Below are 14862 nucleotides of genomic sequence, written 5' to 3'. Positions count from 1 at the left end.
GGAACCACCATGTATCAGGCCATCGTCTTCCTTCCACTGCTCGGCTTCCTGATCGTCGGCCTGTTCGGCACGTCGCTCGGTGCCAAGGCATCCGAATACATCACCTCCGGCTTCCTGGTGATCGCGGCCGTGCTGTCATGGGTCGCCTTCTTCAGCGTCGGTTTCGGCCATGGCGAGGTGTTCACCGTGCCGGTGCTGCACTGGATCCAGTCCGGCGGCCTTGACGTCTCCTGGGCGCTGCGGATCGACACGCTGACAGTGGTGATGCTGGTGGTGGTCAACACCGTGTCGGCGCTGGTTCACATCTATTCGATCGGCTACATGCACCACGATCCGAACCGGCCGCGATTCTTCGCCTATCTGTCGCTGTTCACCTTCGCCATGCTGATGCTGGTGACGGCCGACAACCTCGTGCAGATGTTCTTCGGCTGGGAAGGGGTGGGCCTCGCGTCCTACCTGCTGATCGGTTTCTGGTACAAGAAGCCGTCGGCCAATGCCGCCGCCATCAAGGCCTTCGTCGTCAACCGCGTCGGCGATTTCGGCTTCGCGCTCGGCATTTTCGGCCTGTTCGTGCTGTTCGGCTCGGTCAATCTTGGCACGATCTTCGCCAATGCGGCGACGTTCATTCCTGCTGAAGGCGCGCCGCAGGGTGCCGCCGTGCTCACTTTCTTCGGCCATGCGCTGGACAAGCAGGCGGCGATGACCGTCGTCTGCCTGCTGCTGTTCATGGGCGCCATGGGCAAGTCGGCGCAGGTGCCGCTGCACACCTGGCTGCCGGACGCCATGGAAGGCCCGACCCCGGTGTCGGCGCTCATCCATGCCGCAACCATGGTAACCGCCGGCGTGTTCATGCTGGCGCGGCTTTCGCCGCTGTTCGAATTGTCGCATTCGGCGCTGACGGTGGTGACCTTCATCGGTGCCTTCACCGCCTTCTTCGCGGCGACCGTCGGCCTGGTCCAGAACGACATCAAGCGCGTCATCGCCTATTCGACCTGCTCGCAGCTCGGCTACATGTTCGTGGCGCTCGGCGTCGGCGCCTATGGCGCGGCGATCTTCCATCTGTTCACGCACGCCTTCTTCAAGGCGCTGCTGTTCCTTGGCTCGGGCTCGGTCATCCATGCCGTCTCCGACGAGCAGGACATGCGCAAGATGGGCGGCTTGAGGACGCTGATCCCGACCACCTACTGGATGATGGTGATCGGCACGCTGGCGCTGACGGGCGTCGGCATTCCGGTGACCGTCATCGGCACCGCCGGCTTCTTCTCCAAGGACGCCATCATCGAGACGGCCTTTGCCGGGCACAATTCGGTCGCGGGGCTGGCCTTCGTGGCCCTGGTCATCGCCGCCGGCTTCACCTCCTTCTACTCCTGGCGGCTGATCTTCATGACCTTCCATGGCGAGCCGCGGGCGAGCCACGAGGTGATGCATCACGTCCATGAATCACCGCCGGTGATGCTGGTGCCGCTGTTCATCCTGGCGGCCGGCGCTTTGTTTGCCGGCATCATCTTCCACAGCGCCTTCATCGGCGAGGGCTACGCCGAATTCTGGAAGGCGTCGCTGTTCACGCTGGCGGACAACCACATCCTGCACGAGATCCACGAATTGCCGCTGTGGGTCGAGCTCTCGCCCTTCATCGCCATGCTTATAGGGCTCGCGGTGGCCTGGCAGTTCTACATCCGGTCGCCGGAAATGCCGAGGAATCTCGCTGCCCAGCATCGCGGACTCTACGCCTTCCTGCTCAACAAGTGGTATTTCGACGAGCTTTACGACTTCCTGTTCGTGCGGCCGGCCAAGCGCCTCGGTTCCTTCCTGTGGAAGACCGGTGACGGGACCATCATCGATGGGCTCGGGCCGGACGGCATTTCGGCGCGCGTCGTCGATGTCACCAACCGCGTCGTCAAGCTGCAGACCGGCTATCTCTACCACTATGCCTTCGCCATGCTGATCGGCGTTGCCGCACTCGTCACCTGGATGATGCTCTGATGACCGCCTGGCCAATCCTCTCGCTGGTCACCTTCCTGCCGCTGGTTGGTGTGCTGCTGATCCTGTTCATCAACGATGACAGCGAAAACGCGCGACGCAACATCCGCGCCATTGCGTTGATAACCACGGCATTCACCTTCCTGGTGTCGCTGTTGATCTGGACCGGCTTCGACAATTCGCAGGCCGGCTTCCAGTTCGTCGAAAAGGTCGCCTGGCTGGACTCCGGCATTTCCTACCATATAGGCGTCGACGGCATTTCCATGCTGTTCGTCATCCTGACGACCTTCCTGATGCCGCTTTGCATCCTGGCGTCGTGGGAAGCGATCGAGAAGCGCGTCAAGGCCTACATGATCGCCTTCCTGCTTTTGGAAACGCTGATGATCGGCGTGTTCTGCGCGTTGGATATCGTGCTGTTCTACGTCTTCTTCGAAGCCGGCCTGATCCCGATGTTCATCATCATCGGCGTGTGGGGCGGCAAGCGGCGCGTCTACGCCTCGTTCAAATTCTTCCTCTATACGCTGGCCGGCTCGGTGCTGATGCTGCTCGCCATCATGGCGATGTTCTTCCAGTCCGGCACCACCGACATCCCGACGCTTTTGACGCACAGCTTCCCGGCCAACATGCAGACCTGGTTGTGGCTCGCCTTCTTCGCCTCCTTCGCGGTGAAGATGCCGATGTGGCCGGTACATACCTGGCTGCCCGACGCGCATGTCGAGGCGCCGACGGCAGGCTCGGTCATCCTGGCCGCCATCCTGCTGAAAATGGGCGGGTACGGCTTCCTGCGCTTCTCCCTGCCGATGTTCCCGCTGGCGTCCGAGATGTTCGCGCCGCTGGTGTTCACGCTGTCGGTCGTCGCCATCATCTACACCTCGCTGGTGGCGCTGATGCAGGAGGACATGAAGAAGCTGATCGCCTATTCCTCGGTCGCCCATATGGGCTTCGTCACCATGGGCATCTTCGCCATGAACCAGGAAGGCGTGCAGGGCGCGATCTTCCAGATGCTCAGCCACGGCCTGGTCTCGGGCGCGCTGTTCCTGTGCGTCGGCGTCATCTATGACCGCATGCATACCCGCGAGATCGCTGCCTATGGCGGCCTCGTCAACAACATGCCGAAATACGCCACCGTGTTCATGATCTTCACCATGGCCAATGTCGGCCTGCCTGGCACGTCAGGCTTCGTCGGCGAGTTCCTGACCATGCTCGGCGTGTTCCGCGTCAACACCTGGGTGGCGTTCTTCGCCGCCACCGGCGTCATCCTGTCGGCCGCCTACGCGCTTTGGCTCTATCGCCGGGTGATCTTCGGCGCACTGACCAAGGACAGCCTGAAAGGACTGCTCGATCTGTCGACCCGCGAGAAGGCGATCATCTATCCACTGGTCGTGCTGGTCATCTTCTTCGGCGTCTATCCAGCACCCGTCTTCGACGCGACGGCCCAGTCGGTCAAGTCGCTCGTCACCAATGTCACCGCATCCATCGGCGCCGCGCAGACCGCGGCGGCGAACTGACCCAGGGGTTTTGCGAACCATGACGCCGGACCTTCTCTCCAGCCTGTCGCTCTCGACGCCCGAGCTGATCCTTGCCATCGGCGCGCTCGCGCTGCTGATGGTCGGGGCCTATTCGCGTTCCAACACCGCCAATACGGTGACCGGCCTTGCCGTCGCCGTGCTGGTGGTCGCAGGCGCCTGGCTGATCTTCCACGCAGGGCAGGGCACCGCCTATGGCAATGCCTTCATCCAGGATTCCTTCGCCCGCTTCATGAAGGTGCTGGCGCTGGTCGGTTCGGCGGTGACGCTCATCATGTCGATGCGCTTTGCCAAGGCGGAGCGTTTCGACAAGTTCGAATATCCGGTGCTGATCCTGCTTTGCACGCTCGGCATGATGCTGATGATCTCGGCCAACGGCATGATCGGGCTCTATCTCGGCCTCGAACTGCAGTCGCTGGCGATCTATGTGCTGGCGGCGATCAACCGCGACAATCTGCGTTCGACCGAGGCGGGCCTGAAATATTTCGTCCTCGGCGCGCTGTCCTCGGGCATGCTGCTCTACGGTATCAGCCTGGTCTACGGTTACACCGGCAACACCGGTTTCCAGGAGATCGCCACCGCGCTTGGCGGCGGCGAGCGCCAGCTTGGCCTCGTCGTCGGCCTCGTCTTCGTGCTGGCCGGGCTTGCCTTCAAGATCTCGGCGGTGCCGTTTCACATGTGGACGCCAGACGTCTATGAAGGTGCGCCGACGCCGGTGACGGCCTTCCTGGCGGCAGCGCCGAAAATGGCGGCGATGGCGCTGATCGTGCGCGTCACCATGGGGGCGTTCAAGCCGATCGCTTCCGACTGGCAGCAGATCATCGTCTTCATCTCGATCGCCTCGATGGCGCTTGGCGCTTTCGCCGCCATCGGCCAGACCAACATCAAGCGGCTGATGGCCTATTCCTCGATCGGCCATATGGGCTACGCGCTGGTCGGCCTCGCCGCCAACAGCCAGGCCGGTGTGCGCGGCGTCGCCATCTATATGCTGATCTACCTGGTGATGACGCTCGGCACCTTCGCCTTCATCCTCGCCATGCGGCGCAAGGAAGGCAATGTCGAGCAGATCAGCGATCTCGCCGGCCTGTCGTCGACCAACCCGGCGATGGCGACGATCCTGACCATCCTGATGTTCTCGCTGGCCGGCATTCCGCCGCTCGCCGGCTTCTGGGGAAAATGGTACGTCTTCCTCGCCGCCATCAACGCCAATCTCTACGCGCTGGCGATCATCGGCGTGCTGGCCTCGGTGGTGGGCGCCTACTATTATCTGCGCATCATCAAGATCATGTGGTTCGATGAGCCGGTCGGCGGCTTCGTGCCGATGGCCAGCGAATTGCGTGTCGTGCTCGGCGTCAGTGGCGCGTTCGTGCTGTTCTATGTGCTGATCGGCGGGCCGATCGGCACCTATGCCGAAGCCGCCGCCAAGACATTTTTCTGACGGGATGGCATTTCGGCTGGCTCCAACCTCGGCGTCGGAAGGGTTCCGGCTCGAAGCGCATGACAGTGTCGGCTCCACCAACGCGCTGGCGCTGGACCATGCCCGGGCGGGCGACCCGGGCAAGCTCTGGGTCGTTTCCAAGAAGCAGGAGAGCGGGCGTGGCCGGCGAGGCCGCGCCTGGGCAACGCCGGAAGGCAATCTGGCGGCGACGCTGCTTGTCATCACCGCCGGCGAGCTTCGCCTTGCCGCGACGCTCGGCTTTGTCGCCGGGCTGGCGCTGGCCGACGCGCTTGACGCGGTGGTGCCGAAGAGCCGCATCGCGATAGGCCTCGACGGTGCGAGCCAGGGACGGAACCGCTTCGAGCTAAAATGGCCGAACGACGTGCTCGCCTCCGGGGCCAAGCTCGCCGGCATCCTCTTGGAGTCGGCGATGCTTGATGGTGGCCGTTTCGCGGTGGCGGTAGGCATCGGTGTCAACGTGGTGGCGCACCCGCAGGATTTGCCGTATCCCGCGACATCGCTTCACGCGTTGGGCGCGGCTTGCGATGCCGAAACGCTGTTTCTGGCGCTGTCGGATGCCTGGAGCGAGAATGCCCGCCTTTGGGATGAAGGGCGTGGCCTTGCCGCCATCAGGAAGCGTTGGCTGGCCCGCGCCGCGGGCCTTGGCGCCGAGGTTGCTGTCAGAATTGACGGTAATGTGGTGCGTGGCGTGTTCGAGACCATTGACGAGGACTGCCGTTTCGTGATCCGCGACGATGAGGGAGCCGTTTTGACGGTCGCCGCCGGAGATGTGCATTTCGGCGCGGTCGCGTCCGCGCGGGTATAGTTTTGTTTTTGAGCAATTCCGGGCTGAAAACGGTTAGACACTTTTGCTGGAATTGCTTTAACGGCTTGGCCTGAGGGCCAGGAAGGGAAAAACCATGGCGAAAGCGGACAACGCCGAACTCGTCTTCGTGCCGCTTGGCGGCGTCGGCGAGATCGGCATGAACTTCGCCCTCTACGGCTACGGCCCGCCGAGCGCGCGCGAGTGGATCGTCATCGATGTCGGCGTCACCTTTCCCGATGCGGCGCATCCGGGCGTCGACCTGATACTGCCCGACACGCGCTTTATCGAGGAGAACCTCGCCAATTTGCGCGGCATCATCATCACCCACGCGCATGAGGACCATTATGGTGCGCTGCTCGACACCTGGCCGAAGCTGAAGGCGCCGGTCTGGATGACGCCATTCAGCGCCGGGCTGCTGGAAGCCAAGCGGCAGGGCGAGCAGGGCGCACCGAAGATCCCGCTGTCGATCTACCGGGCCGGCGAAAAGTTCACCGTCGGTCCCTTCGAGATCGAAGCCATTCCGGTGGCGCATTCCATCCCCGAGCCGATGTCGCTGGCGATCACCTCGCCGGCCGGCACCGTCATCCATACCGGCGACTGGAAGATCGATCCGGAACCGACGATCGGACCCAAGACCGATGAGGCGCGCTTCCGCGCCTATGGCGACAAGGGCGTGCTGGCGCTGATCTGCGATTCGACCAACGCGCTGCGCGAAGGCGATTCACCCTCGGAAGTGGCCGTGGGCGAGGGCCTGAAAGGTGTCATCCAGGCCGCCAAGGGCCGCGTCGCCGTCACCACTTTTTCCTCCAATGTCGGACGTATCGTCTCGATCGCCCGGGCGGCGCGCGATGCCGGCCGCCAGTGCCTGGTGCTCGGCCGCTCGCTGAAGCGCGTCATCGATGTCGCTGACGAGCTTGGCTACATGGACGGTCTGCCGGAGTTCATCGCCGAGGAGGATTTCGGTTTCATTCCGCGCGAGAACCTGGTCATCATCTGCACCGGCAGCCAGGGCGAGCCGCTGGCGGCGCTGGCGAAACTGTCGCGCGATGAGATGAAATCGGTGTCTCTGACGGCGGGCGACACGGTGGTGTTTTCTTCGCGCACCATTCCCGGTAACGAAAAGGCGATCCTCGAAATCAAGAACCGCCTGATCGATCTCGGCATCAAGATCATCGAGGACGGCGATGCGCTGGTGCATGTCTCCGGCCATCCCCGGCGCAGCGAACTGCGCAAGATGTATGAATGGGTGCGCCCGCAGATAGGCGTTCCCGTACACGGCGAGGCCGCGCATCTGGTGGCGCAGGGTTCGCTGATGTCGATGTCGGGCATCGGCCAGGTGGCGCAGGTGCGCGATGGCGACATGCTGCGGCTGGCGCCAGGTCCCGCCACCATCATCGACCAGGTGCCGTTCGGCCGCGTCTACAAGGACGGCAATCTGATCGGCACCGACCAGGCGATGGGTATTCGCGACCGGCGCAAATTGTCCTTTGCCGGTCATGTCGCGGTCAATGTGGTTCTCGACGATAAGTATGAACTGGCCGGCGATCCCGATCTGGTCGCAATCGGCGTCGCCGAGGCCGATGCCCGTGGCGAGACGCTCGAGGACCTGATGATCGATGCGGCCGTCGGCGCGGTCGATTCGATCCCGCGTCAGCGCCGCAAGGACCTCGACCTTGTGCAGGAGGCGGTGCGGCGCGCGGTGCGCGGCGCGGCCAACGAAGCCTGGGGCAAGAAACCGCTGGTGACTGTTTTCGTAACCCGTTGAGAGGGGCAGGGGCTGGTCAGACGTTCAACTGATAGCTGACCGGAATCCAGCGAAAGGACCCGCCTGTCTGCCCGACATAGCCCAGACCCGGAAACGGCATGTGATGACCTGCGACGAGCAGGCGCCGTTCCGAAGCCATCCTCAGCAGCCGCTCGCGGGTCTCGATTGCCCTTTCCTTGTCGTCGTCGAAATCGGCATGCCACTCCGGACGCTGGATGGACACGACATAGTGCAGGAAAGCGTCCGACCAGATCAGCAATTGCTGCCCGCCGCTTTCGACAAGGAAGGCCAAAAGCCCGGGTGAGTGACCGGCCGCGTCGATGGCGGTGATGCCCGGCACCACTTCGTCTCCAGGTTCAATGAATGTCGCGCGATCGGCCAGTCCGGTGCAAATCCGCCTGAAGAGATCACGGTTGGCCAACCTGGCCGCGCGCACCGCATTTCCTTCGATCCAGAAGGCGAATTCCGCCGCGCCGAATACATAGCGCGCCCTGCTGAAAACCGGTTCGCCGTTCCGGACAAGCCCGCCAATGTGGTCCGGATGCCCGTGCGTGATGACCACCACATCGATGTCATCGGGGCCGAGCCCAAGGGCTTGCAGACAGTCCAGGAGTGAACTGTCTTCATCTCCGCAGCCAGTGTCGAACAGGATCTTTTCGGAACCGGTGTCGATCAGCGTCGGGATGAAGCAATGCTCGTAGCGATCCTGGTCGATGAAGTTCGAGACCGCGAGTTCGTGCACGGCCGCCGGCGGCTGTCCGGCCGCGAAAGCCGATGCAAGCTTGTCTCTGATATCGACGGCGTCGAGCAAAGCGGCAACTTTGAACGATCCGAGATCGAAGGTGAACACGCGGGCGCGGGCAGGGCTGATTCCGGACATTGCCGTTTGTACTTCGCTGATGTCGTTTGCAACAGGTGCGACAGTGCGCGCCTCGTGAAAGGCTGTCGGTCTCGGTTGATTTGACGTATGACGCCAACCTTGGACCTGGGAGAAAAAAGCTCGCCATGCTCGGACGGCTGAACCATGTCGCGCTTGCGGTGCCGGATTTGACTGCCGCCCTTGCCGCTTACCGCAACACACTCGGCGCCGAAGTGACCGAGCCGCAGGCTTTGCCGGAACATGGCGTCACCGTGGTGTTCGTCAATGTCGGCAACACCAAGATCGAATTGCTGGAGCCGCTCGGCGAGAACTCGCCGATCGTGGCATTCCTGGCGAAGAACCCATCGGGCGGCATGCATCATCTCTGCTACGAGGTCGACGACATCCTGGCCGCGCGCGACCAGCTCAAGGCTGCCGGCGCCCGCGTGCTTGGCGACGGCAATCCCAAGCTGGGTGCGCATGGCAAGCCGGTGTTGTTCCTGCATCCGAAGGATTTCTTCGGCACGCTGATCGAACTGGAGCAATCATGAGCTGGGTCTCGTTCACCGCCCTGTTTTTCGCGACCTGGTGGGTGGTGCTGTTTGCCGTTCTGCCGTTCAGCGTCAAGACGCAGGATGACGATCACGACGTGACGCTGGGCACGGTTGCGAGCGCGCCGCGTGGGCCGCATATGTTGCGTGCCGTGATCCGCACCACCGTCGCGACGGCGATCCTGATGGGCACTTTCTACGGTTTGACGCACGGGCTGGGATATAGCCTCAACGACATCCCGCACATCGTGCCGGATTTCGGCCAGACCCCAGCGAAATAAAGAGCCCGGCAAGGCTGCTCACCAAGGCTGCTCGAACGAGATCGGAGCGCTGCGGATGATATTGAGATGCCGCCCCGCCTGCCGGCCATGGGCTGCTGACGCAAGGTCATGTAGCCTGGCAATTCGCGGCGCTAACCAGATGATTGCACAAAAAAAATGCAAGGCACAAGGCCTTGCAATTAAACGCGTCCGATCTGTTTCCGGTGTCCGGCGGCAGCGAATAACCGCGCCTAGATCGCATCCTCCCAAGACTTTGACCGCGTAGGAAGGCAGATTTGTTTCTGCCCTCTCGGTTATCGGGGCACATTAGCCTAACGGAAATGAAAATGTCACGAAGAATTTTGCCTTGAAACGGGCATTCTCGTGCTGCACTGCACAATAGTGCGGCAGGCTTTGCTTTTGAAACGGACAGCCAGGGTCGATAGAGCCTTTGCGGCATGTTCGCGATTGACGCGCGCAAAGAATTGGTGGGCAAATCCGAAGAGGTTCGGTGCGTTCCATTGTCGGCGCGGACTGATCCGAAGCGCGGGATTCCGGGACGGAAGGGGCTGATGTGGTGGGATGGCCGGGTTTCCATTCGGTCATGAAATCGCTATGAAGCCGGGGCAAGCAAGCCTGCGCCCCGCCGATTCTGGCGTGGCCATTCTCATTCACGGACCAGTCCATGCGTTTGTCGCGCTATTTCCTGCCTATCCTTAAAGAAAATCCGCGCGAGGCCGAAATCGTCTCGCATCGGCTGATGCTGCGCGCCGGCATGATCCGCCAGCAGGGGCAGGGCAGTTTTTCCTGGCTGCCGCTGGGCAAGCGGGTGCTGGACAAGGTCTGCAAGATCATCCGCGAGGAGCAAAACCGCGCCGGTGCGCTGGAGATCCTGATGCCGACCATCCAGTCGGCCGATCTGTGGCGCGAGAGCGGCCGTTACAACGACTACGGCAAGGAGATGCTGCGCATCAAGGACCGTCAGGACCGCGACATGCTCTACGGACCGACCAACGAGGAAATGGTCACCGAGATTTTTCGCGCCTACGTCAAGTCCTACAAGGACCTGCCGCTCAACCTCTACCACATCCAGTGGAAGTTCCGTGACGAGGTGCGGCCGCGCTTCGGCGTGATGCGTTCGCGCGAATTCCTGATGAAGGACGCCTATTCCTTCGATCTCGACTTCGAGGGCGCGCGGGCCGCCTATAACAGGATGTTCGTGTCCTATCTCCGGACCTTCACACGCATGGGCCTGCAGGCAATCCCGATGCGGGCCGACACCGGGCCGATCGGCGGCGATCTCAGCCATGAGTTCATTATCCTGGCCGATACCGGCGAGAGCCAGGTTTTCTGCCACCGCGATTATCTGTCGCTTGCCGTGCCCGGCGCGAACACCGATTTCGCCAATGACGGCGAGATATCGGATATCGTCAAGACGTGGACGACGCCTTACGCCGCCACCGACGAGATGCATGACGAGGCGGCCTGGGAGAAGGTCCCGACAGGTGACCGCGTATCGGCGCGCGGCATCGAGGTCGGCCATATCTTCCACTTCGGCGAGAAATACTCCAAGCCGATGGGCGCCAAGGTGACCGGGCCCGACGGCAAGGATCATTTCGCCTCCGGCGGCTCCTACGGCATCGGCCCGTCGCGGCTGGTCGCGGCGATCATCGAGGCCAGCCACGACGAGAACGGCATTATCTGGCCGGAAGCGGTGGCGCCGTTCGATATCGGCCTGATCAACATGAAGGCGGGCGACGCCGACTGCGACCGCGTCTGCGACGAACTCAACGCTGCCTTCACGGCCGCCGGCAAGGACGTGCTCTACGACGATACCGACCAGCGGCCGGGCGGCAAATTCGCCACCGCCGACCTGATCGGCCTGCCCTGGCAAGTGATTGTCGGACCGCGCGGCGTGGCTGCCGGCGAGGTCGAGATCAAGAATCGCAAGAGCGGCGAGCGCGTGACGCTGCCGATCGCCGACGCGGCAAAACGCTTCGGTGCCACCGCATGAGCGAGGCGGCGGCAGCGAGATCGGCGGGCGCCGGCCCGTTCTCAATCTTCGAACGCACGGTTGCGTGGCGCTATTTGCGCTCGCGGCGCAAGGAGACGGTGATCTCGGTGATTGCCTCGATCTCCTTTCTCGGCATCATGCTGGGCGTCGCCACGCTGATCGTGGTCATGGCCGTGATGAACGGATTCCGCGCCGAGCTTTTGACGCGCATACTCGGCGTCAACGGCCATCTGATCGTGCAGCCGCTCGATTCGCCACTCGAGGACTATGCCCAGGTCGCCAGCCGCATCAACGGCGTGTCCGGCGTCAAATACGCTATTCCGCTGATCGATGGCCAGGTGCTGGCGCAAGGCAATGTCGGCGGCGGCTCTGGCGCGCTGGTGCGCGGTATCAGGGGTGAAGACCTCGGCAAGATCGCCATCGTGGCCAGCAACATCAAGCAAGGCACACTCGCCGATTTCGATACCGGCGAGGGCGTCGCCATCGGCAAGCGCATGGCCGAGAATCTCGGCTTGGCGCTCGGCGATACCATCACCTTGATCTCGCCGGAAGGGGATGTGACGCCGCTCGGCACCACACCGCGCATGAAGGGCTACAAGATCGCCGCGATCTTCGAAGTCGGCATGTCGGAGTATGACAGCTCCATCGTCTACATGCCGTTCTCCGAAGCGCAGCTCTATTTCAACATGGACGGCCGGGCGCAGACGATCGAGATCTACGTCGACAATCCCGATGATGTCGATGCGCTGAAACCCAAGGTGGAAGAGGCGGCGCAACGCCCCATCGACCTCGTCGACTGGCGCCAGCGCAATGAGACCTTCTTTTCCGCCCTTCAGGTCGAGCGCAACGTGATGTTCATGATCCTGACGCTGATCGTGCTGGTGGCGGCGCTCAACATCATTTCCGGACTGATCATGCTGGTGAAGGACAAGGGGCATGACATCGCCATCCTGCGCACCATGGGCGCCTCGCGTAATGCCATCCTGCGAATCTTCCTGATGACCGGAGCGGCGATCGGCGTGACGGGCACGCTCGCCGGCGTGCTGCTCGGCGTCCTGATCTGCACCAACATCGAATCGATCCGCCAGTTCTTCTCCTGGATGACCGGCAAGGTGCTGTTCAATCCGGAGCTGTATTTCCTCAGCCAGTTGCCGGCCAAGATGGATCCGCGCGAGACGACCTATGTCATCATCATGGCGCTGGCACTGTCCTTCCTGGCAACGCTGTTTCCAGCATGGCGAGCGGCCCGCCTCGATCCGGTCGAAGCCTTGAGGTACGAGTAGTGGCCGAGGTCATTATCGAGTTGAAGAGCGTCGAGCGGCACTACGTCCAGGGGCCGCGCAAGCTCACCATCCTGAACGGCGCCGACTTCTCGCTGCGGCGCGGCGAAATGGTGGCGCTGGTGGCGCCGTCGGGCACCGGCAAGTCGACGCTGCTGCATACGGCGGGCCTGCTGGAGCGTCCCGACGCCGGCGACGTGATCTTGTCCGGCCGCGCCTGCGGCCGGTTGTCCGACGACGAGCGTACCTCGATTCGCCGCAACGATGTCGGCTTCGTCTACCAGTTCCATCATTTGCTGCCGGAGTTTTCGGCGCTGGAAAACATCATGATGCCGCAGCTCATCAAGGGGCTGCCGCGCAAGGAAGCGGGCGAGCGCGCCGCACAACTGCTCGACTACATGCAGATCGGCAAGCGGGCGTCGCACCGGCCATCCGAGCTGTCTGGCGGCGAGCAGCAGCGTGTCGCCATTGCGCGAGCTGTCGCCAATGCGCCGCTGGTGCTGCTCGCCGACGAGCCGACCGGCAACCTGGACCCGGTCACCGCCTCCTACGTCTTCGAGGCGCTGGAGGCGCTGGTGCGGCAATCGGGTCTCGCCGCGCTGATCGCCACCCACAATCACGAACTGGCATCGCGCATGGACCGGCGGGTCACGCTCTCCGACGGCAAGGTGGTGCCGCTTTAGTCTGTGCGTCAGGTGTTGCCGGCCTGACCTGAAACTCAACACCTGCGCGTTTCGCGAGTGCCCCACGCCCGCCATTTCCCCTGCCTGTTGATAGGCGGCGGGCTGTCAACCTATTCTTAACCCTGTCGATCTGATCGCCCGGAGATTTTGGATGCGGTCGGATTCTGTTCGTTGACAATGGAACAAAATTAGAACAACTTAGAAACATATCCACAACAGGAGAGAGTTATGACCGATCTGGTTCAGGATGTCATCTCGCTGGTTTGCATGAGTGCGTTTCTTGTTTCCATGGCGATCTGGATCGGAGCCATGTGAGTTGGCGGCATCCGCCATCGTTGTTTCCCGATGGCCGTAAGCCGCTCCGCCGTTAAGCTTTTCTTGCCGCCGCGACGTTAGGGTGCGCCTCCAAGCAGGAGCAACGTCCAGGTGTCGCCCATCGTCACGGCCATTCTCGTGGCCAGCAATCTCGGGCTGATCTTTCTCTTGATGACCGTGCCGCTCGGTTTGCGCACGGTCCGGTCGAGCCGCGTCGTGGCAATGGACCGGGAGCGCCTGTGGCAGGCGCTGTGGCCGCTTGGCAGCGACGCCGGCTGGTCCGGCGAGATCCTGTCGGCGCAGCCACTGGACGAAGAGGGCGTGGCCCGCATCATGCTGTCGTGGGAAGGCCGCGACGGCAAGCCGATCGAGCGCAGGGCGCGGTTTGAAGATGTCGTCGAGGGCAGCCGCTTCTCGATGCGGGTGATCGAGGACACCGCGCTCGATGGCCCGTTCTGGAAGGATTATGGCGAGACCGCCGAACTGGTTTCGGAGGGCGGCGGCACACGCGTGACGCTCAGCCGGACAGACCGGTATCGCGGCGTCGCTTTCCTGGTGTTCCGGTACTTCGCCATGCGCCGCGAGCTCTCCAAGCTGCAGCGTTGGGCAAAGACCGGGCAGTACCGCAAGGGCGGCTGGTTCGAGCATCCGCTGAGCCAGGTCGGCTTTGCCGTGCTGTCGGCGTTGATGCTGTGGCCGTTCTTCGGCCTTCATCTTGGCGGGCTGGCGCTGGCCGCGATCCTGACGTCGGTGGTGGCACTGCACGAACTCGGCCACATGGCGGCGTTTCGGCTGACGGGCCATCGCAGGGCGCGGATGATCTTCATCCCGCTGCTTGGCGGTATCGCCATTGGCGGCCGGCCTTATAACAGCCGTTTCGAAGTGGCCTTCGTGGCGTTGATGGGGGCGGGGTTCTCCGCCTTCCTGGTGCCGATCGTCATTGCCGCCAGCGTGCTTGCCGGTGGCGAGGGCCACAAGGCCGCGGCCGCGCTGCTGGCCGCGCTTGCAGGCTGCGTGGCCCTGTTCAACATCGCCAATCTGGTGCCGGTGTGGAAATTCGACGGCGGCCAGGTGCTGCGCCAGATCTGCCCGGGGCCGGTCGTCCTGGCGCTGGCGTCCTTCTCGCTGCTTTCGGCCTTTCTGGCGCTCGGCTGGCGGGCTGGTTTTTCGTCGGGCTTCCTGCTGGCGGCCGGTGCGGTGTTTTCGATCCTCAGCCTGCTCACCGTCGGCAGCGGCGTGAAGCCACGTCACGAACTTGAGCCGATCGGCACCGTCGACCGTCTCGTCATCGCAGGGGCCTTGCTGGCGGTGTTCGCCATCCATGGCTGCGGCGTGCTGTGGGCGTCGGCGCAACTGATCTGAAGC

The 14862-nt window shown here is 63.0% G+C and carries 12 protein-coding genes; 11 read left to right on the top strand and 1 reads right to left on the bottom strand.

From position 1 onward, the window contains the following. Positions 1-9: 9 nt before the first annotated feature. The 5 genes from nuoL (at position 10) to O7A60_RS12270 (ending at position 7535) form a co-directional block, all read left to right on the top strand. Positions 10-1983 carry an NADH-quinone oxidoreductase subunit L gene (gene nuoL, locus O7A60_RS12290; protein WP_337106487.1) on the top strand — a complete coding sequence of 658 codons (1974 nt, stop codon included), beginning with the start codon at positions 10-12 and terminating at the stop codon, positions 1981-1983. Then, complete coding sequence (locus O7A60_RS12285) at positions 1983-3488, top strand: NADH-quinone oxidoreductase subunit M (RefSeq protein WP_337106486.1); 1506 nt, start codon at positions 1983-1985, stop codon at positions 3486-3488. The genes nuoL and O7A60_RS12285 overlap by 1 nt, the downstream gene beginning before the upstream one ends. Before the next feature lie 19 nt (positions 3489-3507). Continuing rightward, entirely contained in the window at positions 3508-4944 is a 1437-nt protein-coding gene (nuoN, locus tag O7A60_RS12280) for an NADH-quinone oxidoreductase subunit NuoN (RefSeq protein WP_337106485.1), read from the top strand. Between the two features lie 4 nt (positions 4945-4948). Next, the gene (locus tag O7A60_RS12275; protein WP_337106484.1) at positions 4949-5770 is read left to right on the top strand and encodes a biotin--[acetyl-CoA-carboxylase] ligase; all 822 of its coding nucleotides are present in this window, start codon (positions 4949-4951) and stop codon (positions 5768-5770) included. Positions 5771-5864: 94 nt separating this feature from the next. Continuing rightward, positions 5865-7535 carry a ribonuclease J gene (locus O7A60_RS12270; protein ID WP_027145283.1) on the top strand — a complete coding sequence of 557 codons (1671 nt, stop codon included), beginning with the start codon at positions 5865-5867 and terminating at the stop codon, positions 7533-7535. 16 nt (positions 7536-7551) lie between these two features. Here O7A60_RS12270 and O7A60_RS12265 read toward each other — a convergent pair whose 3' ends face one another. Next, a complete protein-coding gene (locus tag O7A60_RS12265) occupies positions 7552-8415 on the bottom strand; it encodes an MBL fold metallo-hydrolase (RefSeq protein WP_337106483.1) in 864 nt (287 codons plus the stop codon). A gap of 125 nt (positions 8416-8540) precedes the next feature. Here O7A60_RS12265 and mce point away from each other — a divergent pair, with 125 nt between their 5' ends. The 6 genes from mce (at position 8541) to O7A60_RS12235 (ending at position 14859) form a co-directional block, all read left to right on the top strand. Beyond that, complete coding sequence (mce, locus tag O7A60_RS12260; protein ID WP_337106482.1) at positions 8541-8945, top strand: methylmalonyl-CoA epimerase; 405 nt, start codon at positions 8541-8543, stop codon at positions 8943-8945. Beyond that, positions 8942-9226, top strand: a complete 285-nt coding sequence (locus O7A60_RS12255; protein WP_027145280.1) for a DUF1467 family protein — start codon at positions 8942-8944, stop codon at positions 9224-9226. Before mce ends, O7A60_RS12255 begins: the two co-directional genes overlap by 4 nt. 664 nt (positions 9227-9890) lie before the next feature. Then, on the top strand, positions 9891-11219 hold the full coding sequence (proS, locus tag O7A60_RS12250; protein WP_027145279.1) for a proline--tRNA ligase: 1329 nt from the start codon (positions 9891-9893) through the stop codon (positions 11217-11219). Then, positions 11216-12502, top strand: a complete 1287-nt coding sequence (locus O7A60_RS12245; RefSeq protein WP_337106481.1) for a lipoprotein-releasing ABC transporter permease subunit — start codon at positions 11216-11218, stop codon at positions 12500-12502. Before proS ends, O7A60_RS12245 begins: the two co-directional genes overlap by 4 nt. Beyond that, positions 12454-13182 (top strand): ABC transporter ATP-binding protein, encoded by a 729-nt coding sequence (locus tag O7A60_RS12240; RefSeq protein ID WP_337106480.1) that lies wholly within the window; start codon positions 12454-12456, stop codon positions 13180-13182. The genes O7A60_RS12245 and O7A60_RS12240 overlap by 49 nt, the downstream gene beginning before the upstream one ends. Positions 13183-13608: 426 nt before the next feature. Next, positions 13609-14859 (top strand): site-2 protease family protein, encoded by a 1251-nt coding sequence (locus O7A60_RS12235; protein ID WP_337106479.1) that lies wholly within the window; start codon positions 13609-13611, stop codon positions 14857-14859. Positions 14860-14862: the final 3 nt, after the last annotated feature.

Source organism: Mesorhizobium salmacidum (SeqCode) (assembly GCF_037179605.1).
Lineage (GTDB): Bacteria > Pseudomonadota > Alphaproteobacteria > Rhizobiales > Rhizobiaceae > Mesorhizobium > Mesorhizobium salmacidum.
Note: the sequence above shows the minus strand (reverse complement) of the source record. Positions and strands in the feature narration are given on the sequence as shown.

Bases quoted from the DNA above. Each gene is read 5' to 3' on its own strand.
- nuoL (WP_337106487.1), top strand. From the start codon at position 10: ATGTATCAGGCCATCGTCTTCCTTCCACTGCTCGGCTTCCTGATCGTC.
- nuoN (WP_337106485.1), top strand. From the start codon at position 3,508: ATGACGCCGGACCTTCTCTCCAGCCTGTCGCTCTCGACGCCCGAGCTG.
- mce (WP_337106482.1), top strand. From the start codon at position 8,541: ATGCTCGGACGGCTGAACCATGTCGCGCTTGCGGTGCCGGATTTGACT.
- O7A60_RS12240 (WP_337106480.1), top strand. From the start codon at position 12,454: ATGGCGAGCGGCCCGCCTCGATCCGGTCGAAGCCTTGAGGTACGAGTA.
- O7A60_RS12285 (WP_337106486.1), top strand. From the start codon at position 1,983: ATGACCGCCTGGCCAATCCTCTCGCTGGTCACCTTCCTGCCGCTGGTT.
- O7A60_RS12265 (WP_337106483.1), bottom strand. From the start codon at position 8,415: ATGTCCGGAATCAGCCCTGCCCGCGCCCGCGTGTTCACCTTCGATCTC.
- O7A60_RS12275 (WP_337106484.1), top strand. From the start codon at position 4,949: ATGGCATTTCGGCTGGCTCCAACCTCGGCGTCGGAAGGGTTCCGGCTC.
- proS (WP_027145279.1), top strand. From the start codon at position 9,891: ATGCGTTTGTCGCGCTATTTCCTGCCTATCCTTAAAGAAAATCCGCGC.
- O7A60_RS12270 (WP_027145283.1), top strand. From the start codon at position 5,865: ATGGCGAAAGCGGACAACGCCGAACTCGTCTTCGTGCCGCTTGGCGGC.
- O7A60_RS12245 (WP_337106481.1), top strand. From the start codon at position 11,216: ATGAGCGAGGCGGCGGCAGCGAGATCGGCGGGCGCCGGCCCGTTCTCA.
- O7A60_RS12255 (WP_027145280.1), top strand. From the start codon at position 8,942: ATGAGCTGGGTCTCGTTCACCGCCCTGTTTTTCGCGACCTGGTGGGTG.